Below are 18,760 nucleotides of genomic sequence, written 5' to 3'. Positions count from 1 at the left end.
GCTCCTTTGTCGGTTCTTGCAACGGGCCAGTCGTGCCATCAGTATTTGAGGCCGGAGGCGGCCTGACAAGCGGAATCCGCGTTCTCGCCGGGTCAACGCGTCGCTGCAGACGTCGCCCGTCAGGTCCGGCAGTCACGCCTCGCGCGCAGCCAGCACCTTGCGCGCGCAATCCAAAAAAAGCGAAATCGCTCCTAGCCCAGTTCGATCTCGTCGTCGATCTCATGCGAGAGGCTGATACTGCCGATCGTCAAAACCATCTTCGCCGGCAGCTTCTCGTGGCCCTTGAGCTTGCCGGCCTCGACCGCATCGCGCACGGCCTTTTCGATCTCGCGCTGCGAGGTGACGCCGACTTGCTTCAGAAACTTGCGCAGGCTGGCGTTGAAGACGTCTTCATTCATGAGAGCCTCCTGGTTACGGCCTGACCGGGTTGTTCAGCATCTGCTCGGCCATATTTCGCTGGGCGCGGTCGGCGCGGGCGTTGGCATTGCCACGCTGCACGTCGCGGTTCTTGCGGCAGTTGACGTATTCGTTGGAGCCGACCGCGACATTGTTGGCGCGGCAGAATGCGTCGTCGTCGGCGCTGGTATCGACCATGGTCGGCTGGCCGCGTTCCAGGCAGCCGGTGAGCAGCGGGGCGATGAGCAGGATTGCGATGACGTGTTTTGCGAGTCCAAACTGCATGCGGGGCTCCCGTTCTTCCATCTCGTCATGGCCGGGCTTGACCCGGCAATCCATCGAAATAATGGCAGCCTGCTTTGACGATGATGGATGCCCGGGTCAAGCCCGGGGCATGGCAAGGAACCCGTCATTCCGGGGCGATGCGAAGCATCGAACCACGGGGCGCCCCTTGCGCCCCTGAGAATCTCGAGATTCTCCGGGGTGCAACTGCACCCCTGAGGCCTGGTGCTTGCGCACCATCCCGGAATGACGGCACCGCATCACACCCTGCCCTTCAGCGCGTCGCCGATCTCGTCCAGCACCTTCGGATCCTCGATCGTCGCCGGCATGGTCCAGCTCTCGCCGTCGGCGATCTTCTTGATGGTGCCGCGCAGGATCTTTCCGGAGCGTGTCTTCGGCAGCCGCCCGACCGTGATCGCGAGCTTGAACGCCGCGACGGGGCCGAGCTTGTCGCGGACCAGCGCCACGATCTCCTTTTCGATGTCCGCAGGCGCGCGTGTGACGCCAGCTTTCAGCACCAGGAAGCCGCAGGGCACCTCGCCCTTGATCGCGTCCTTGATCCCCAGCACCGCGCATTCGGCGACATCGGCATGGGACGCCAGAATTTCCTCCATGCCGCCGGTGGAGAGCCTGTGGCCGGCGACGTTGATGATGTCGTCGGTGCGGCCCATCACCCAGACATAGCCGTCCTCGTCCTTGTAGCCGGCATCCGAGGTCTTGTAGTAGCCGGGAAACTCCGTGAGATAGGCTTCCCTGAAACGCGCGTCCTGCTGCCACAGCGTCGGCAGACAAGCCGGCGGCATCGGCAGCTTGATCACGATCGAGCCCATGGTGCCGGCGGGCACGGGCTTGGACGCCTCGTCGACCACGTCGACCTGATAGCCCGGCATCGGCACCGTCGGCGAGCCGTGCTTGACCGGCAGCATGCCCAGCCCCACCGGATTGCCGGCGATGCACCAGCCGGTCTCGGTCTGCCACCAGTGATCGATCACAGGCACTTTCAGTTGCGCTTCCGCCCATTCCACCGTCGGCGGATCGGCGCGTTCGCCGGCCAGAAACAGCGTACGGAATTTCGACAGATCGTATTTGCGGATGAACGCACCATCAGGGTCTTCCTTGCGGATGGCCCGGAAGGCGGTCGGCGCGGTGAACAGCGCCACCACTTTGTGTTCGGAAATCACGCGCCAGAACGCGCCGGCATCCGGCGTGCCGACCGGCTTGCCCTCGTACATGATCGAGGTCGCGCCGTGAATCAGCGGGCCATAGACGATGTAGCTGTGGCCAACCACCCAGCCGATGTCGGAGCCGCACCACCAGACCTCGCCCGGCTTGACGCCGTAGAGATTGAACATCGACCATTTCAGCGCGACCAGATGCCCGCCATTGTCGCGCACGACACCCTTCGGAATTCCCGTGGTGCCTGACGTGTAGAGAATGTAAAGCGGATCGGTCGCGAGCACCGGCGTGCACGGTGCAGCCTTGCCGGCAGCGAGCGCAGCGCCGCGCAACGCTGCCCAGTCGTGATCGCGGCCGGCCGTGAGTTCGCAAACCTGTTGCGGCCGTCGCAGGATGACGCAAGCCTGCGGCTTCACGCTTGAAAGCTTGATCGCCTCGTCGAGCAGCGGCTTGTATTGCACGATGCGGCCGGGCTCGATGCCGCAGCTCGCCGAGAAAATCAGTTTTGGCTTGGCATCCTCGATGCGCGTTGCGAGCTCTTTCGCGGCAAAGCCGCCGAACACCACCGAATGCACCGCGCCGATCCGCGCACAGGCCAGCATCGCAAACACCGCTTCCGGCACCAGTGGCATATAGAGGATGACGCGGTCACCCTTGGCGACGCCGAAATCCTGCATGATCGCAGCGAGCGTCTGCACCTCCTTCAGCATCTCGGCATAAGTGAACTTTGAGATGGAATTGGTGAGCGGTGAATCGTGGATCAGCGCCACCTGGTCGGCGCGTCCGCCCGCTACATGACGGTCGAGCGCATTGTAGCAGGTGTTGACGACGGCGCCGGCGAACCAGCGGCCATAGGCGCCCATCGAGGGATCGAAGATCTTCCTGGCCGACTCAATCCAGTCGATCTCGCGCGCAGCCTCGGCCCAGAATGCCTCCGGGTCCGCCAGTGAGCGGGCATGGACCTCGTGATACCGGCTGTTGGTTTGAATGTTCATGGCGCACTCCCCGCGTGTTCGCCCATCGTCGTCATGCTCGGCCTTTTGCCGGGCCATGACGGCTGAGCGACATTATTTCAGGGGCATTGTCACGCGAAGTTGCGCCAGATCAAGCCGGAATACACTGGCCGTCCGGCAAAACCCTACTGTCGGGCGATTGTATTCAGCTTGTCCAGCCGATCCTCCATCGCCTGACGGAGGTCATAACCGCGCTTGCCGAACGAGCTGTTGCGCTTATCGATGAAGTTGCGCTGTTGCCGGGTCTGCGCCAGCGCGGCGCGACGGCTGTCGGATTCCGCGCTCGCAATCACCCGCAGGAACACGTCGTTGATGTTGCGGTCGAGCTGGGCGAGGCTCGCGTCGGCGCAGATCGCCTTTTCCACCTGGCGTTTGGCGGTGGCGCAATTGAAGCTCGGCAGGTTCTTCTGATAGCTCAGCGAACCCAGCCGCTCGATCTCCTGTGTAATCTCCTTGTGATTGGCAGCGGCGGTGCTGTCGGACGGATTGAGGCGGACGGCTTCCGCATAATCCTTCAGCGCCCGGCTGCGATCGCCCTTCTTGACCCAGGCCGCGCCGCGATTGTTGTAGGCGCGCTGGAATTTCGGATCGAGTTTCAGCGCCGCATCGTAATCCGCGATCGCACGGTCGTAATCCTTGCGCGCCTGGTAGGCGTCGCCGCGGTTAGTCAGGAACTTCGCTTCGGGGCGCAGCTTGATCGCTTCATCGTAGTCGGCGATCGCGCGCGCATAGTCGCTGTTGCCGGCGAGGTCAAGGCCACGATTGTCGAAGAATTCCGGCTGCGTCGGGTCGATCCGGATCGCCGTCGTGACGTCCTCGATCGCTTTTTCGGTCCGGCCAAGCTTGCGGTAGGCCGCGGAACGGTTGCTGTAGGTGCGGGCGCGGTGCGGCTCGAGGCGAAGCGCTTCATCGTAATCGGCGATCGCCTTCTGATACTCGCCCTTGAAATACCAGGCGGCGCCGCGGTCCGAGAAGGCTTGCGCGAAATCCGGCTTCAGCCGCAGCGCTTCATTATAGTCCTCGATGGCGCGGTCGTACTTCCTCGCATTGTTGAAGGCATTGGCGCGGTTTGCGTAACCGGTGGCATTGTCCGGCTCCAGCCGGATCGCCTGGTTCAGCGCCTCGAACGCGGCCTCCATTCTGCCGGTCTGGCGCAGGATTTCGCCGCGGGCACGGAAGGCGCGGGGGCGGCTGGAATCCTTGGCGATGACGGAAGCGATTTCAGCCAATGCCTTGTCGGTCTGGCCGCTATTATGCAGCGCTGCGGCGCGGGTGATCATGGCGTCGAGCCGCGCGCTCTCCGGCGTCGCCGCATTGTCGATCAGGGCGGTGCAAACGTCGATCAGCGCCGCGGGTTCGGCAGCCGAAAGCGCCTCGCAGACGACCGGCCGCTCCGCGGTCGTTTGGGCGATGGCGGCAGTGGAGGTCAGGATGGCAAGGGTCAACGACGCGGTCGCGGCAAAGGGCGAAATGAATGATCGCATGATCGGCTCTTGAAATTCTGGCGTAATTCGCGGCTAACGCCGCTCCCGCCAGTCTGTCGCAACAGTGCATTCCAAGGTTCGAAAGGCGGTCGCGGCCGGCACCAGAAAGACGGTGTTTCGGGATGAAACACCTGCTTTGGTCAGTAACCGTCGACCCCGTTGAGCTGCTGCAGGCGCTGTTTCATCGCTTTCTGCAGGTCGTAGCCGGGCCGGCCGAACGAGGCGTTGCGGCGGGCGATGAATTCCTCCTGCTCGCGGCGCAGCTTGCGGGCCTGGGCCGGGGTCATGTCTTCACGGGTCGCGCGGACATACGACACATGAACGTCCCGCTCGAGATCGGCCAGCGCGGGATTGGCGCAGATGGCCTTTTCCACCTTGCGGCGCGCGGTGGCGCAATTGAAGCTCGGCTTGCCGGCTATGGCCTTCAGCGCGCCGAGCCGCTCCAGTTCCTGCGCCATCGACCGATGGTTGGCCCTGGCGGCGGCGTGTTCCGGGTTCAGCTTCATCGCTGCGGCAAAATCGGCGACCGCCTTCGGCAGATCGCCCTTCTTGCGCCAGAGTTCGCCGCGCGCGTTGTGAATGTCGGCGTTGGTCGGGTCGAGCCGCAGCACGTCGTCATAGTCGCGAATGGCAGGATAGCTCATGCCTTTCCGGTCGTGCGCCTCGGCACGCGCGATCAGCGCCTTGATGCGATCGGCCTTGTCGGTCCTGTCGTTGTCGATCAGCGCGCCGCAGACATTCACGATCTTGTCGTCATCCTGCGCACGGGCGGCGGCAACGCAGGGCGCGGGATCGGCGCGCAGGTCCTTGGCGGGCTCGACGCCTGTCGCCGATGCACCATGCGCCAACCCCATCCACAGCAGGAACGCCGCTGCGGTGTTGCGGATATCGGAATGGCCTCGCATCGAATTGACCCGGGAGAACGCTGACGATTGCATCCGATCCTAGCAAGCCCCGCGCTTTTCCGACAACGGCCAGCGTCGATTTTTCCCTGCTCGCTTCTGGACAGATTTTGGCCGAACGGTGGCGCGCGAGAGGAGTGACCTCCTTCACACGCGAATGGATGTTCGTCGTCATAATATTTGTCGTGAACCTTTAGCTGATGTCACGGACTCAACAACCATGACCACATTGACCGACCTCAATCCGCCGCGCGCCATCGCGCAGTCCCAGACCGGTTATTTCTACTTCTACATGGCGCTGGCCTGCATGGCCGTCGCCTTTCTCGGCTTTGCGCCGACCTACTGGCTGCCGCTGGCGAAGCGATCGTTTTCGGCTTCGCCAGTCGTGCATTTTCACGGCCTGCTGTTCTTCGCCTGGTCGCTTTACTTCGTATTCCAGAGCTGGCTCGCGGCGTCAGGCAATGTTGCCCGGCATCGCTCTATCGGCATGATCGGCGTCTCGTTGGCGACCGCGATGACGATCTTCGGCTTCCTGGTGGCGGTCAACGCGATGAAGCGGTCGGCCGCGGCCGGAATGACCGATGACGGAATCGCTTTCGCGATTGTCCCGCTCAGCGGAATTCTGTTCTTTGCGGTGATTTTTGCGCTCGCCATTGCCGCCATCCGCAAGCCGGAAACGCACAAGCGGCTGATGCTGCTGGCCAGCATTTCGCTGTTGGACGCTGCCGTCGCCCGCTGGTTTCTTACCTTCCTGGCTCCTCCCGGCCCTCTCGGTCCGCCCCCGGTGCCGGTGACCATCCCGCCCGCTATCGTCGCCTATCTGTTGCTGGTGGCCGCCATGGTGTTCGACTGGCGCACACGCGGCCGACCGCATCCGGTTTTATGTCTATGGCGGCCTTGCCCTGATCGCCGTGAAATTCCTGAATTGGCCGATCAGTGTCACGCCGCTCTGGCATTCCTTCGCGGGCGGCATCGTGGCGATGGCGCAGTAGCGAACGGGCGGCCGTTCGGAGCCAGACTCTCCGTCAGGATGACTTGCCGGTTTTGGTGTAGATTGATGGTGACATCGATCTCGACCCGCAGGGAATCCAAAATTGCTAGACTTCGAATGGATTATTGGGCTGCTGCTTGGCGCAGTCCTGCTGTCCGCACTGGCGCGGCGGCTCAAGGTGCCGTATCCGACATTTCTTGCGATCGGCGGCATGCTGCTGGCCTTCGTGCCTTCCGGTCCATCGTGGACGTTGCAGCCTGAGCTGGCGCTGGCGCTGTTCGTGGCGCCGGTGCTGCTGGACGCCGCTTTCGATACCTCGCTGCGCGACCTCAGGATCAACTGGCTGCCGGTCTCGACCCTGGTGCTGGTCGCGGTCGGGGTTACGACCGCCGCCGTCGCTGTGGTCGCGCACTGGCTTCGTCCCGACATGCCATGGGCGGTCGCGATCGCGCTCGGCGCCATCGTGGCACCGCCCGACGCCGCGGCGGCCACCGCGATCCTGCGCCAGGTCAACCTGCCCTACCGCATCCAGAAGATCCTCGAGGGCGAAAGCCTGCTCAACGATGCCAGCGCACTCCTGATCTACCGCGTCGCGGTCGGCCTGGTTGCCGCCGAGCACATGAAGGTGCACGAGTTCGTGCCATCGGTTGCGTTCGCGCTGTTCGGAAGCCTCATTGCCGGCTTCCTGTTCGCGCGGGTCTGGACCCAGATCACGCGCCGCATCACCGAGGCGCCGAGCGCCATCATCACGCAATTCGCCGGCACCTTCATGGTGTGGATCGTCGCCGAGCATATCGGGCTATCAGGCATTCTCACCATCGTCGCCTATGCGATCACGATCGCGCGCACGGCGCCCGAGCGTACCCCGGCGCGGCTCCGCGTGGCCTCCTATGCGGTGTGGGAAACCGTCGTGTTCGTGCTCAACGTGCTGGCGTTCATGCTGATCGGCATGCAGCTCAATCCGATCTGGTCCGGGCTCAACGACGAGGTGCGGTTGAAATATTGCAGCTTTGCCGCCGCGATCCTCGCCGTCGTGATCATCGCCCGCATCGCCTGGGTGATGCCCTATGGCGCCTTGTTGCGGGCCTTGAACGCATACGGCCTGCTCCCTGCGCATGTGTCTCCCGCGGTACCGAGCGTGGAACGCGGCGTCATCGTGTCCTGGTGCGGGATGCGCGGCATCGTCACGCTGGCGGCCGCCTTCGCGTTGCCCGAAAACTTCCCATATCGCGATCTCATCCTGCTGACGGCGTTTGCCGTGGTGCTGGGGACGCTCGTGATGCAGGGCCTGACGCTGCGGCCGCTGATCCTCGCGCTGAAGTTCGAGGAGGACGATCCGGTCGCGCGCGAGGCCGCTCACGCCCGCTGCGCCGCCTATCGCGCTGCGCTCGAGGCAATCGAAGCCGATCCGTCCGAGGAGGCCGAGATCCTGCGGCTCGAATACCGCGCCGTACTGCTGCGTGCCGAAACCGAACCCGAAACCGGCATCGCGAGCAGCGAGCTGCCGGCCGATCCGCTGCGCCGCCGCGCGATCGGCGCGGCACGAGCGGCGCTGTTGAGGATGCGCGATCTCGAGGAGATCAGCGACGACGCCTTCCATCAGGTGGAAGAAGAGTTCGACCGCGCCGAACTGAGCGCACAGGCATGACGGGCGCGTCAGGCGCCCGACTTGCAGGTGATGCCGCCATCGACCACGAGCTCGATGCCGGTGACATATTTCGATTCATCCGAGGCGAGGAACAGCGCCGCATTGGCGACGTCCCAGGCATCGCCCATGTGCCCCATCGGCACCTGCGCGTCGCGCGCCCGCCACATCGCCTCGACGTCGCCCTTGGCGTAGCTTTGCGCAAGGCCGGCCGAATGTTCGACCATCGGCGTCTTCATCAGTCCTGGCAGGATGGCATTCACGCGCACATGCTTTGACGCGAATTCGACCGCCGTGGTGCGCGTCATCTGGTTCATCGCGGCCTTGCTGGCGTTGTAGCTGACATAGGAAATGCCGACGTGGCGGATCGAGGCGATCGAGGAGATGTTGATGATCGAGCCGCCCCCCTGCCTGACCATCACGGGAATGACGTGCTTCATGGACAGATAAGCGCTCTTGAGGTTGACGGCGAAGACGCGATCCCATTCGGCTTCCGCCACCTCGACCACGCTGCCGACTTCGGCGATGCCGACATTGTTGTCGAGCACGTCGATGCGGCCATAGGCCTTCAGACAGGCCGCGACCATCGCCTCGACCTCGGCGGCCTTCGACACGTCGGCGGTATGCGCCATCGCCTTGCCGCCCTCGCCGGTGATGATCTTCACCGTCTCTTCGGCCGCAGCCGCGTTGCGATCGACGCAAAATACCTGCGCACCCTCGCGCGCAAACGTCACGGCGGTCGCCTTGCCATTGCCCCAGCCAGGCCCGATCGAGCCCGCGCCCACCACCATCGCCGTCTTGCCCTTGAGCCGTTCCATCGACTTTCTTCTCCCTTTCAAACTATTTTCTTGTAGCCCGGGTGAAGCGAAGCGCAACCCGGGATTCTTGTTTGGTACCTTCCCCGGAATTCGCTTCGCTGCATCCGGGCTACGGATGGCGACGCCCGCAGGGTCAAGTCGTCCGATAAGCTAACAGATGCCCCCGATATAGGTCTAAAAGGCCCTTGCCACGGTTACCCAAATTGGACTGAATGCGCCCGCGAAAGGCCCGCAGGACACCGGGTCTCCAGAGTTAACGGGCCCCGGGGAAAGTATGGCAGCAGACAAGACAACGCCGCCCAATGATGAGATCGTCGCGGTATCAGACGAAGCGCGGCACAAGGCAGAAGCCTACATCGAGGCGGAAGAAGGCGCGGCCAACCGCCTGATGGGCTGGGCAGGCAGGATTTCGACCACGATTGCCGTGGTCATGAGCCTGTTTCACCTCTACGCCGCCTACGCCATCGTTCCGACCCAGGAACTTCGCTACACCCACGTCGCCTTCACGCTGGTCCTGAGCTTCCTGCTGTTTCCGCTGGCGACGCGCTTTCGCAACCGCGTGCGCTGGTGGGACGTCGTCCCCGGGATCGTCGCGGTTGCCACCATCGTCTATGCGCTGTGGGGCGGCGAGGATTTCACCGACCGCGCCACCACGCCCGACCGCTGGGACGTGATCGTCGGCATCGTCTTCATCGTGTTGCTGCTGGAGGCGACGCGGCGCACCACCGGCGCAATCATGCCCGTGGTTTCGTTGTGTTTCATCGCCTATGCGATGTTGGGTCCGTATCTGCCGGCGCCCTGGACCCATCGCGGCTATGATCTGGCCCGCCTGGTCGGCCACCTCTTCATTACGCTGGAGGGCATCTTCGGCGTCGCCGTCGACGTGTCGGCAACGCTGATCATCCTGTTCACGATCTACGGTGCCTTCCTGCAGCATTCCGGCGCCGGCAAGTTCTTCATCGACTTCTCGCTGGCGCTGATGGGCGGCAAGCCGAACAGCGCCGGCCGCACCGTGGTGCTGTCGTCGTTCCTGCTCGGCGGCCCCTCCGGATCGGGCGTCGCCACCACCGTGATGATCGGCACCGTGGCCTACCCGATGATGGCCAAGGCCGGCTTCGAGAGGAATGCCGCCGGCGGACTGCTCGCAGCCGGCGGCCTCGGCGCGATCCTGTCGCCGCCAGTTCTCGGCGCCGCCGCGTTCCTGATCGCCGAATTTCTCAAGATCAGCTATCTCGACGTGATCTGGATGGCGACCATCCCGACCTGCCTCTACTACATGTCGCTCCTGTTCATGGTCGAACTGGACGCCAAGAAGTTCCACGCCAAGAACGTGGCCTTCACGCCCGAGATGTCGCTCGGCCAGATGACCAGGCGGTATGGCTTCCACTTCATCTCGCTCTTGGCCGTCGTCTTTTTCATGGTCATCGGCTACTCGCCGTCGCTATCGGTGTTCTACGCCATCGTCGTTACCTTCGCGCTGAGCTTCCTGCGCCGGGAGACCGCGCTGGTGCCGAGCAAGCTGGTGAAGGCGCTGGCCGATGGCTCGATCGGCGCACTCAATGCCGCGACCACCTGCGCCTGCGCCGGCATTGTCGTCGGCATCGTGACGCTGACCGGTCTCGGCCTGAAATTCTCGTCGATCGTGATCAGCTATGCCGGCGGCAGCCTGCTGCTGACCGCGATCTACACCTCGCTGATCGTCTGGATCATCGGCCTCGCGGTGCCGGTAACCGCGTCTTACATCATCTGCGCGGTGATCGCGGCGCCGGCGCTGATCAAGCTCGGCGTGCCCGATTACGCCGCGCACATGTTCATCTTCTATTATGCCGTTCTATCCGAGGTATCGCCGCCAACGGCGCTCTCGCCGTTCGCGGCGGCCGCCATCACCGGCGGCGATCCCTACCGGACCACGCTGCAATCCTGGAAGTACACGCTGCCGGCGTTTCTGGTGCCCTTCGTGTTCGTGCTCGATCCGCAAGGCGGCGGCCTGCTGATGTCGATCCCCAAGGGCGGATCATGGGTCGACATCATCGAAATCACGATCAAGACAAGCCTGGGGCTGCTGGCGCTGGCTGCGTTTGCCCAGAACTGGGCGCTGCGACAAAATACAGCGGTCGAGCGCGGCCTGCTTCTGCTATCCGGATTGCTGCTGGTGTTCCCAAGCCTGATTGAGGCAATCGTCGAATGGATCACCGGACGCGATATCAGCTACACCTATGTGCCGGGCCTGATCATCGGTTTCGGCGTATTGCTGTGGCAGGCCAGAACGCGGGAGCCAGAGCGCCCCGCGCTCACAACTTAGTCAGGAAACGATTGAGGATGAAAAAAATGAAGAAGACCGTAGCCATACTGGCCATGACGATCTCCGCGAGCCTCGCCTTCGCGGGCGCGGCCCATGCGCAGCAGAAAACCATGTCGATCGGCACCGGCGGCACCGGCGGCGTCTACTATCCGCTCGGCGGCGCGGTCGCCAACGTGCTCTCGAAGAACCTACCCAACGTGCAGGCAACCGCCGAGGTCACCGGCGGCTCGGTCGACAATCTCAAGCTGATCGGCGCCGGCAAGAGCGAGCTTGCCTTCACCATGGCCGATGCGGCACTCGATGCGCTGAAGGGCGAGGACAAGTTCAAGAGCGGCAAGGTGCCGTTGCAGGCGCTGCTAGTGGTTTATCCGAACCGCATGCATGTGGTGACGGTGGAAGGCACCGGCATCAACACGATGGCAGACCTGAAGGGCAAGCGCGTCTCGACGGGATCGCCCGGCAGCGCCACCGAAGTGATGGCGTTCCGCGTCATCGAGGCCGCCGGCCTCGACAAGGACAAGGACATGAAGCGCGAGCGGCTCGGCGTTGCCGAATCCGTCAATGCGGTGAAGGACCGCAAGATCGACGCGTTCTTCTGGGTCGGCGGCATTCCGACCGCAGCGGTCACTGATCTTGCGGCGACGCCCGGCATCAAGATGAAGCTGGTCGACCATGGCGATCTGGCCGAGAAGATGAACGCCAAATACGGCAAGCTCTATTCGGCCAGCAAGATCAAGGCAGGCTCCTATCCCGGCTACGACAAGGACAATTCCATCACCGAAGTCTGGAACCTGATCGTCACCGGCGACAAGATGAGCAACGAGGACGCCTACACCATCGTCAAGACGCTGGTGGAGAAGAAGGCTGACATCGTCGCCGTGCACAAGGAAGCCGAGAGCTTTACGCTCGACAATCAGGTGCAGGATCGCTCGCCGATCCCGTTCCACCCCGGCGCGCTGAAATACTTCAAGGAGAAGGGCGTCGGCGGTTAGGGCCTCGACATGCGCCGTCCGGATCGAGCGGAAGCGACATCCGGACGGAAGCTACAGTGACCGCGGCCTGCCAGGGACCGCGGTCATTTTTTTGCCGAGCAGATTTGTGTGCGCCGCGGCATGGCGGCTCCTGCGGAAAGCGTTCGCAGGTGTCCGCAAGCCACGACCATCGCTGCGCCAGCGCATGACCACAGGCGTTAACATGCAAGGCTTGATCAAATGGTGCCCGAGCCGGGCATCGGCGCTTTGAAGCCCTGCGAATTCGGCGGAATGCACCGCCCGTGCGCCCATTGGCGCCGTCGAGGCGGCAATTCCTCTAAAATTTTATTCATGTCGGCGGCTTTAACCCTACTGAAGTAATCATGTGACCTCCCGCAAAATTCCATTATTGCGACCTCAACGCGGATGTACCAATGGCGCCGGGGTATTTGTCGGGAGGGCGGCATGGAGCAGATCAACTTCAGCGAGCATTCGCGCGCAGTTCACTTCGGACATCGGAAGCTGACGCCGAGAGCCTGCGTCATCGACAGCAAAAAACACCTCCGGCTGTTCCTTTCCGACGCTCTCGAGGATCTCGGGTTCGTGGCCTGCGAATGCGGTCAGGCCGGAGACCTCGCCGGCGTGCTGCAGGCGGAGCAGCCGGATCTGATCGTGCTCAGCGTGTGCGTCGACGGGATCAATGTCGGCGAAATTCTCGAGGCCATCGTCCGGAAAAATTTCGGCGGCAAGGTTCTCGTCATCGGTCAACCCGACTCGATTATGGTTAAGGCCGTCCGGCAAATTGGCGAAGAATACGGCATTGCCATGCTGCCTTCCCTGCCGACGCCGTTCGGCGCGGCGAGCCTGCGCGCCACCGTTGCGGAGCTTTTGCCGGCGGAGCCGGCGCCAAGCCCCGCCGTCGACGTCGCCGAGGCGTTGAAGGCCGGCTGGCTCGAATTGTGGTATCAGCAGAAGATCAACACCCGCACGCTGATGCCGAGCGGCGCGGAGGCGCTGGTCCGGATGCGGCATCCGGCCTGGGGCGTGGTCCCGCCGGCCTACTTCATTCCCGACGATAATGATCCGCATTTTCGCAGCCTGTCCGAATTCGTGATCGGCCGCGCCATCGAGGACTGGCGCTATCTCCTGGAGAGTCAGGGTCCGGTCGACCTCTCCGTCAACCTGCCGGTATCGTTCTTCGGCAACGCGGCGGCAGTGCGCGATCTCTGCGGCGCCATGCCCGCCCACCCCGCGTTCGGCGGGCTCCTGATCGAAATCAACAGCAGCGAGGTAGTCGAGCATCCGGATCTCGCGATCGACGCCGCCCGACGGCTGCGCCTGCACAATATCGCCATCGCCATCGACAATGTCGGCGCGGAATGGCCTTCACTCCTGGAACTTCGGAGCTTCCCGTTCGCCGAGCTGAAAATCGACAAGCAATATATCAACGGCTGCGCGGACAATCGGCTGAAGCAGACGGTATGCCGGCGGATCGTCGAACTGGCCCGCGACAACGGCGCCCGAGCCACCGCGCAGGGCATCGAGAGCCGCGCCGATTACCTCGCCGCGCACGAGATGGGCTTCGATCTGGTCCAGGGTCACCTGTTCGGCAAGCCGGTGGGTGTGCGGAAATTCGCGCGCTCGCGCTCTCAGCTTGCAGCCGGCGCCGAGAAGGTTCTCTGAGCATGATCCCTCGCGACAAACGCGAACGCGTTTGCGCCGAGATCATGCTCAAACAAGAAGATAAGGCGGGATGACGATTCGAAGAAAAGCCATCCCGCTTCAGGCGAAGCTCACTCGAACTTCATGTCGATGCATTTCGAGATGTCGGAGCCGAGACCGGACGAGATGATGATGCAACCGCGCACCTTCTGCGCATTGTTGTCGCTGGCCCATATCGCGTAGCCGCCGGGACCGAAGAACGAATTGGTGTTCGGCCCTTCGGTTTCGGTGGCATCGAACGAATAGTTCCCGTCGGTATCGAAGATGCGGGGCCTCTTGGAGCAGCTGCCGTCAGCCTGCACGTTGATGACCTCCTTGTTGTCTCGCGTCAGCGCCAGTGAGACCTGACAGCGGAAATACTCCGACGTCTTGGTGTTGAACACGTATGCATAGGATTTGCAGGTCGACGTGTTGAGCTTGCCTGCGCTCAATCCCCGGCTGCAGGCGATCCGCTGGTTGTTGGAGAGCCTGAATTCGTTGGCCTCTGCCGCTTGAGCCAGTGTCATGAACGACAGCGCAACACCAAGACCGATCTTCATGACGGGGTTCATCCTGACCATCCCTATGACGTTTTTCGCAATGCATGCTTGTAGCCGGAAACGCGAACATAGTCGCGAAGTCGAAGCCGGGAAATCACAAAGTCTCAAGGGCGGTGTGATGCGTCGAAGGTGCAGATTGACGGCATCGCATCGTTCGTGATTTGTTCAAGAACGTGGGACAGGAAGCCGAATGGCTTGCGGGGAGGACGGATGATGAGAAACGTTTCGACAAAAACAGTCTTGGTGGCGGCCGCACTGACGGGGCTGGCGACATCGGCATTCGCGCAAGCTGCAGCACCTGCGCCCTGGGAGCTGAAGTCGGACATGGCCTATGCCTACGGCAAGGACGGCAAGACGCTGTCCTACAAGATGGGCACCAACAATGCGGGCCTGCTGCTCAAGGGCGCCAAGAAGGTGCCGAAGGGCACGCTGTTTTTCGTCGGCGAGAATGGGCAGCTCTACATGCGAAGCGGCCCCTATCTCGAGGGTGACGGCAGGTTCATGTTCGGATCGAATTGAGCGACGAGCGCTGCGCTGAATACCCTCCCCTGGAGGGGGAGGGTCGACGCGAAGCGGCGGGGTGGGGTGACGGTCTCTCCACATCCAACAGTGCCCGAGTTGAGAGATCACCCCGCCCCGTCTCACATTCCGCTGCGCTCCATGTGAGCCGACCCTCCCCCTCCAGGGGAGGGTAAGACTAAAACGCCGCCGCAAGTTCCTTCGCGCCGGGCTTGCCAGAGTTGAAATCCATTCGTTCGTCGGTCACCGCCAATAGCTTCGCCACCGTGTCGTGACGGATCGCAACAGGATTGCGTTCGTAGCCGCCGCGCTGGAAGAAGTTCGAGGTCGGCACCCGATCGCGCATCGCCTGCGGCATGGTCACCATGTCGAGGCCAGTGCCGTCGCCGGTCAGGTTCATCATTTCGAGTTCGGCGGCCGTCAGCGGCCGATTATAGCCCTTGGCGCGGGCGAAATGGACCGAGGTCAGGAGCTTGTGGGTCTGCAGCATCGGGCCGACGTCGACATCGAGCACCATGGCATGCACGGCCCAGCCTTGCGGCGTATTGGCGAGCTTCTCATGCTCGGACCAGGTGTCCGGCACCGTGCGCGTAAACGCCACCATCTTCTTCAACACGGCAAGCTTGTGATCCATCGCCTTGCGCGGCGCGCCCGACAGCGGCGCGGCCCTTGCCGTCAGTTCCTTGATCAGTTCGTGGCCCTGCTCGGCCAGCAGTTCGACACTGTTGGTGGTGAGCAACTGGTTGTAGCCGATTGCGGTCGAGATCGCGCGCGAGCCCGGCTTCGACGGATTCAGCCCCGACTGCATGTCATAATTGCCGTTACCGCCGGTCTCGAACGAGTAGACCCGTATGGCCTGTTCGCGCGTCAAGCCTGCCGCCAGGGCGTAACGAGCATAGGCGCGCTTGAACTCGAGCTCGGACGACGGCCGCTCCGGCGTGAACTGGAACTGCTCGGCGGCGGCTTTCAGGAAATCGGCGACCACCGGCAGCGGCTTGCGCTCGCGCGGCGGCTTCTCTTCCTCCGGCTCCGGGCTGACCGGCCGATTCGGTCCGCTATAGGCCGGCGGCTGCGTCAGCACGTAATCGTCGAGCGTGACGGTCTGGCGTTCCCGGCGCTTGGCATTGCGGCCCTTCCGCTTCTCCGAGATCGAAGCCCAATAGGCGCCCGCCTCCTCGTCGAACGCGGCGCGCGCTTCCTGATATTCTTTCAGCTTGCGGCGATATTCGGCCATCGCCTGCGGCGAGGCGGCTTGCGCCATCGCATCGGCGGTTGAGGCAGGGAGCGGCTCGATCGCCACGGCAGGCGACGCACCCGCAAGCAGCGCGAGCGCGACACATCCGGAACCCATGCGAATCAAAGGCAGGCGCATGGCCCCCTTGTAGCAAGCATGCCTGCGAAGTCAGCCCCGAAAGGCCGCGACAATAGGTGGCGCTGCCGTACCTTCCTTCTCCCCTTGTGGGAGAAGGTGCCGTAGCGAAGCGGAGGCGGATGAGGGGTCTGTCTCCGCGGATAGAGACCCCTCATCCGGCTCGCCGTCGCCTTCGCGACGTCGATCCACCTTCTCCCACAAGGGGAGAAGGGAAGACCTCAGCCGCTCACTCCTGCTCGACGCCGCTGGCCTTGACGAGCTGCGACCACTTCTTCTCGTCCTTGTCGATGAACCCGGCGTAATCTTCCGGCGTTCCGGGCGTGATCTCGGTGCCGTCATTGCCGAGTTGCTTCTTGACCTCGTCGGAGGCGAGCGCGTCGCGCAGCGCCTTGTTGAGCTTGTCGACGATCGGCCGCGGCGTGCCGGCGGGAGCGACGAGACCGTAATAGAGCGAAGCGTCGAACGCCGCGAGCCCCGCTTCCATCATGGTCGGCACATCAGGCAACAGGCTCGATCGCGTGGTGCTGGTCACCGCCAGCGCACGCAGTTTGCCGGCGGCAACGTTGGCATGCGAGGCCGGGATCGGCGCGAACGCCATCGGGATGTGGCCGCCCAACAGGTCCGTCAGCGCCGGGCCGGTGCCCTTGTATGGGATGTGCACCAGCCTGATCCCTGCCGCGCGGGCAAAATATTCGCCGGTGATGTGGCTGGCGGTGCCGGCGCCGGCCGATCCGAAATTGACCTTGTCGGGATTGGCCTTCGCATACGCGACCAGTTCGGCGACGCTCTTTGCAGGGAATGACGGATGCACGACCAGCGAATTCGGTGCGTTGCCGATCATGCCGATCGGCGCGAAATCCTTGCGCGGATCGTACCCGGGATTTTTGTACAGCGAGGGACCGATCGCCAGCGTGCCGGTGTAGCCGAGCAACAGGGTGTAGCCATCGGGATCGCTCCTGGCGACCGCCTTGGTGCCGACCGTGCCGCCGGCGCCGGGACGGTTGTCGACCACGACCTTCTCGCCAAGCAGCTCGCTCATCTTGTCGGCAATCGCGCGGCCGACGATCGAGGTGCTGCCGCCCGGCGCGAACGGAATGACGAGCGTGATAGCGCGAACGGGATAATTTTGGGCGTGCGCGCCGGTGAATGCCGCCGTCAGCGCGATCATCGCGGTGGCCGCGCAAGCCAATATTTTCCGAGTGGGCATGTTGAGCGTGCTCCCAGGATTTGTTTTTCTTGTTGGTCTGGTATCGTCGCTGAAACCTTGCCTGTTCGCAAGCGGAACGCGCATGCGATCCTTGCTCCGTCATTGCGAGGAGCGAAGCGACGAAGCAATCCATTTCTCAGCAAACGGAGAAATGGATTGCTTCGCGGAGCCTGTCATCGGGCGCGCCTTCGCGCGACCCGTTGGCTCGCAATGACGGCCCTACCGCCAGGCGAATACCGGCTGTTCCAGTTCTGCGACGCGGGTGTTTCTTCCCGCCAGCACTTCGGCAAACTGATAGATCAGCGCCGCCGTCGGCGCATGGATGTGCTGGCCGGCATGGCGGAAGCGGATCACGCGCCGCGTGCTTTCGGGAATCGTGGTGAAGCTGAAAACGTCCTCGCGCTCGATGTCGTCGAGCGCGACGCGATGCACCGAGGCGACTTCCGCCGGATTGGGAACAATATCGGTGCTGGTGCTCACCCAGACCACCACGGGGGTAATCAGATAGCCCGAGCGCGTCGGGTAGTCGTCGAGCAGGCCCAGGACATCGCCCTCGCCGAGGCCGACGCCGAGTTCTTCATGCAGCTCGCGCAACGCTGCCTGCGCCTGCGTCTCGCCGGGATCGCAGCGCCCGCCCGGCAGCGCCCATTGGTCGGCATGCGAACGCAAGGTAGCGGCGCGGCGGGTGAGGAGAAATGTCGTTCCCCCGCCGGCTTCGGCTTCCGTCAGTGCAATGGCCACTGCCGCGCGCTTCAGCTCGGGCCCTGCGCGATCCGAGGGCGCCCGTGTGAAGGCGGCGCAGAGGCTTGCGATATTCCGCCGTGTGGTATCGTCAAATGACCGGCCCATCCCGCTTGACTACAACACAAGTGCAGCCGATGAAATGACCCTGACAGCATGACAACCAGCAGGAAACGGAACGCACGACATGGCGACCAAGGCCGCGGACAAACTCAAATCCGACGGCTGGAAGATCGTCGAAACCACCGGCTTCCTGCACCTGATCGGCCCGTTGTGGCAGCGCGTCGTCGATGGCAGCCACGAATATGCTACCGAGGACAAGCACCACAACCGCCGCGGCCTGGTGCAGGGCGGCGTCATCATGACCTTCGCCGACCGCACCTGCGGCATGACCGCCCGCTTCGTGTCAGGCAAGCCGACGCTGGCGACCGTGCAGCTCGATACGCACTTTGTCGAGGCCGGCAAGATCGGCGAAATCCTGGTGTCGAAGCCGCATGTGGTGCGCTCGACCCGCAGCCTGATTTTCATCACCACGGAAGTCACCGTCGACAAACGCTGTATCGCGATGGCGAGCGGCGTGTTCAAGATACTGAAGAGCGAGAGTTAGGGCCCCCGCTCTATCCGCGTCATTGCCTGCGACAAACGCGAAGCGTTTGCGCAAGGGAGCGAAGCGACGAAGC

The 18,760-nt window shown here is 63.3% G+C and carries 16 protein-coding genes and 1 pseudogene; 7 read left to right on the top strand and 10 right to left on the bottom strand.

From position 1 onward, the window contains the following. Nucleotides 1-191: 191 nt before the first annotated feature. The 5 genes from CQ12_RS09360 to CQ12_RS09340 form a co-directional block, all read right to left on the bottom strand. On the bottom strand, nt 192-398 hold the full coding sequence (locus CQ12_RS09360; RefSeq protein WP_057835020.1) for a DUF6494 family protein: 207 nt from the start codon (nt 396-398) through the stop codon (nt 192-194). 13 nt (nt 399-411) lie between these two features. Next, complete coding sequence (locus CQ12_RS09355; protein ID WP_057835106.1) at nt 412-681, bottom strand: hypothetical protein; 270 nt, start codon at nt 679-681, stop codon at nt 412-414. A 257-nt stretch (nt 682-938) separates the two neighbouring features. Beyond that, nucleotides 939-2,849, bottom strand: a complete 1,911-nt coding sequence (locus CQ12_RS09350) for a propionyl-CoA synthetase (protein WP_057835105.1) — start codon at nt 2,847-2,849, stop codon at nt 939-941. A 143-nt stretch (nt 2,850-2,992) separates the two neighbouring features. Continuing rightward, complete coding sequence (locus CQ12_RS09345; RefSeq protein ID WP_057835019.1) at nt 2,993-4,351, bottom strand: tetratricopeptide repeat protein; 1,359 nt, start codon at nt 4,349-4,351, stop codon at nt 2,993-2,995. 140 nt (nt 4,352-4,491) lie between these two features. Continuing rightward, nucleotides 4,492-5,256, bottom strand: coding sequence for a tetratricopeptide repeat protein (locus CQ12_RS09340; protein ID WP_057835018.1), 765 nt, complete (start codon nt 5,254-5,256; stop codon nt 4,492-4,494). Nucleotides 5,257-5,473: 217 nt separating this feature from the next. On the opposite strand from CQ12_RS09340, the pseudogene CQ12_RS09335 reads away from it, so the two are divergent. Both CQ12_RS09335 and CQ12_RS09330 read left to right on the top strand, forming a co-directional pair. Next, a pseudogene (locus CQ12_RS09335) lies at nt 5,474-6,245 on the top strand (hypothetical protein). Nucleotides 6,246-6,347: 102 nt separating this feature from the next. Then, entirely contained in the window at nt 6,348-7,892 is a 1,545-nt protein-coding gene (locus CQ12_RS09330) for a cation:proton antiporter (protein WP_057835017.1), read from the top strand. A gap of 8 nt (nt 7,893-7,900) precedes the next feature. Here CQ12_RS09330 and CQ12_RS09325 read toward each other — a convergent pair whose 3' ends face one another. Beyond that, nucleotides 7,901-8,707: an SDR family NAD(P)-dependent oxidoreductase gene (locus tag CQ12_RS09325; protein ID WP_057835016.1), complete on the bottom strand. Its 807-nt coding sequence runs from the start codon at nt 8,705-8,707 to the stop codon at nt 7,901-7,903. 274 nt (nt 8,708-8,981) lie between these two features. On the opposite strand from CQ12_RS09325, the gene CQ12_RS09320 reads away from it, so the two are divergent. From CQ12_RS09320 to CQ12_RS09305, 3 genes are all read left to right on the top strand, one after another. Beyond that, nucleotides 8,982-11,009 (top strand): TRAP transporter permease, encoded by a 2,028-nt coding sequence (locus tag CQ12_RS09320; RefSeq protein WP_057835015.1) that lies wholly within the window; start codon nt 8,982-8,984, stop codon nt 11,007-11,009. 26 nt (nt 11,010-11,035) lie between these two features. Continuing rightward, on the top strand, nt 11,036-12,001 hold the full coding sequence (locus CQ12_RS09315) for a TAXI family TRAP transporter solute-binding subunit (protein ID WP_157088093.1): 966 nt from the start codon (nt 11,036-11,038) through the stop codon (nt 11,999-12,001). Between the two features lie 444 nt (nt 12,002-12,445). Beyond that, on the top strand, nt 12,446-13,663 hold the full coding sequence (locus tag CQ12_RS09305; protein ID WP_057835012.1) for an EAL domain-containing response regulator: 1,218 nt from the start codon (nt 12,446-12,448) through the stop codon (nt 13,661-13,663). A gap of 110 nt (nt 13,664-13,773) precedes the next feature. On the opposite strand, the gene CQ12_RS09300 is transcribed toward CQ12_RS09305, so the two are convergent. Continuing rightward, nucleotides 13,774-14,253: a hypothetical protein gene (locus tag CQ12_RS09300; protein WP_057835104.1), complete on the bottom strand. Its 480-nt coding sequence runs from the start codon at nt 14,251-14,253 to the stop codon at nt 13,774-13,776. Between the two features lie 201 nt (nt 14,254-14,454). Here CQ12_RS09300 and CQ12_RS09295 point away from each other — a divergent pair, with 201 nt between their 5' ends. After that, nucleotides 14,455-14,760 carry a hypothetical protein gene (locus CQ12_RS09295; protein ID WP_057835103.1) on the top strand — a complete coding sequence of 102 codons (306 nt, stop codon included), beginning with the start codon at nt 14,455-14,457 and terminating at the stop codon, nt 14,758-14,760. A gap of 178 nt (nt 14,761-14,938) precedes the next feature. On the opposite strand, the gene CQ12_RS09290 is transcribed toward CQ12_RS09295, so the two are convergent. The 3 genes from CQ12_RS09290 to CQ12_RS09280 all read right to left on the bottom strand — a co-directional run bounded on the left by CQ12_RS09290 (nt 14,939) and on the right by CQ12_RS09280 (nt 18,188). Beyond that, nucleotides 14,939-16,132: a hypothetical protein gene (locus CQ12_RS09290; protein ID WP_057835011.1), complete on the bottom strand. Its 1,194-nt coding sequence runs from the start codon at nt 16,130-16,132 to the stop codon at nt 14,939-14,941. A 226-nt stretch (nt 16,133-16,358) separates the two neighbouring features. Beyond that, nucleotides 16,359-17,339 (bottom strand): Bug family tripartite tricarboxylate transporter substrate binding protein, encoded by a 981-nt coding sequence (locus tag CQ12_RS09285; protein WP_063799707.1) that lies wholly within the window; start codon nt 17,337-17,339, stop codon nt 16,359-16,361. 219 nt (nt 17,340-17,558) lie between these two features. Further along, complete coding sequence (locus CQ12_RS09280; RefSeq protein WP_057835009.1) at nt 17,559-18,188, bottom strand: NUDIX hydrolase; 630 nt, start codon at nt 18,186-18,188, stop codon at nt 17,559-17,561. A 79-nt stretch (nt 18,189-18,267) separates the two neighbouring features. Between CQ12_RS09280 and CQ12_RS09275 the strand changes: the two genes are divergently transcribed. After that, nucleotides 18,268-18,687: a PaaI family thioesterase gene (locus CQ12_RS09275; protein ID WP_057835008.1), complete on the top strand. Its 420-nt coding sequence runs from the start codon at nt 18,268-18,270 to the stop codon at nt 18,685-18,687. Nucleotides 18,688-18,760 lie beyond the last annotated feature (73 nt).

It is taken from the genome of Bradyrhizobium jicamae (genome assembly GCF_001440395.1).
GTDB classification, from domain to species: domain Bacteria; phylum Pseudomonadota; class Alphaproteobacteria; order Rhizobiales; family Xanthobacteraceae; genus Bradyrhizobium; species Bradyrhizobium jicamae.
The sequence above is the reverse complement of the archived record's forward strand: the minus strand, read 5'-3'. Positions and strand labels throughout refer to the sequence as shown.

What these genes read in the sequence shown, in the direction of transcription:
- CQ12_RS09360 (WP_057835020.1), bottom strand. Translation starts at nt 398, where the DNA reads ATGAATGAAGACGTCTTCAACGCCAGCCTGCGCAAGTTTCTGAAGCAA.
- CQ12_RS09355 (WP_057835106.1), bottom strand. Translation starts at nt 681, where the DNA reads ATGCAGTTTGGACTCGCAAAACACGTCATCGCAATCCTGCTCATCGCC.
- CQ12_RS09350 (WP_057835105.1), bottom strand. Translation starts at nt 2,849, where the DNA reads ATGAACATTCAAACCAACAGCCGGTATCACGAGGTCCATGCCCGCTCA.
- CQ12_RS09345 (WP_057835019.1), bottom strand. Translation starts at nt 4,351, where the DNA reads ATGCGATCATTCATTTCGCCCTTTGCCGCGACCGCGTCGTTGACCCTT.
- CQ12_RS09340 (WP_057835018.1), bottom strand. Translation starts at nt 5,256, where the DNA reads ATGCGAGGCCATTCCGATATCCGCAACACCGCAGCGGCGTTCCTGCTG.
- CQ12_RS09325 (WP_057835016.1), bottom strand. Translation starts at nt 8,707, where the DNA reads ATGGAACGGCTCAAGGGCAAGACGGCGATGGTGGTGGGCGCGGGCTCG.
- CQ12_RS09320 (WP_057835015.1), top strand. Translation starts at nt 8,982, where the DNA reads ATGGCAGCAGACAAGACAACGCCGCCCAATGATGAGATCGTCGCGGTA.
- CQ12_RS09315 (WP_157088093.1), top strand. Translation starts at nt 11,036, where the DNA reads ATGAAGAAGACCGTAGCCATACTGGCCATGACGATCTCCGCGAGCCTC.
- CQ12_RS09305 (WP_057835012.1), top strand. Translation starts at nt 12,446, where the DNA reads ATGGAGCAGATCAACTTCAGCGAGCATTCGCGCGCAGTTCACTTCGGA.
- CQ12_RS09300 (WP_057835104.1), bottom strand. Translation starts at nt 14,253, where the DNA reads ATGAACCCCGTCATGAAGATCGGTCTTGGTGTTGCGCTGTCGTTCATG.
- CQ12_RS09295 (WP_057835103.1), top strand. Translation starts at nt 14,455, where the DNA reads ATGAGAAACGTTTCGACAAAAACAGTCTTGGTGGCGGCCGCACTGACG.
- CQ12_RS09290 (WP_057835011.1), bottom strand. Translation starts at nt 16,132, where the DNA reads ATGCGCCTGCCTTTGATTCGCATGGGTTCCGGATGTGTCGCGCTCGCG.
- CQ12_RS09285 (WP_063799707.1), bottom strand. Translation starts at nt 17,339, where the DNA reads ATGCCCACTCGGAAAATATTGGCTTGCGCGGCCACCGCGATGATCGCG.
- CQ12_RS09280 (WP_057835009.1), bottom strand. Translation starts at nt 18,188, where the DNA reads ATGGGCCGGTCATTTGACGATACCACACGGCGGAATATCGCAAGCCTC.
- CQ12_RS09275 (WP_057835008.1), top strand. Translation starts at nt 18,268, where the DNA reads ATGGCGACCAAGGCCGCGGACAAACTCAAATCCGACGGCTGGAAGATC.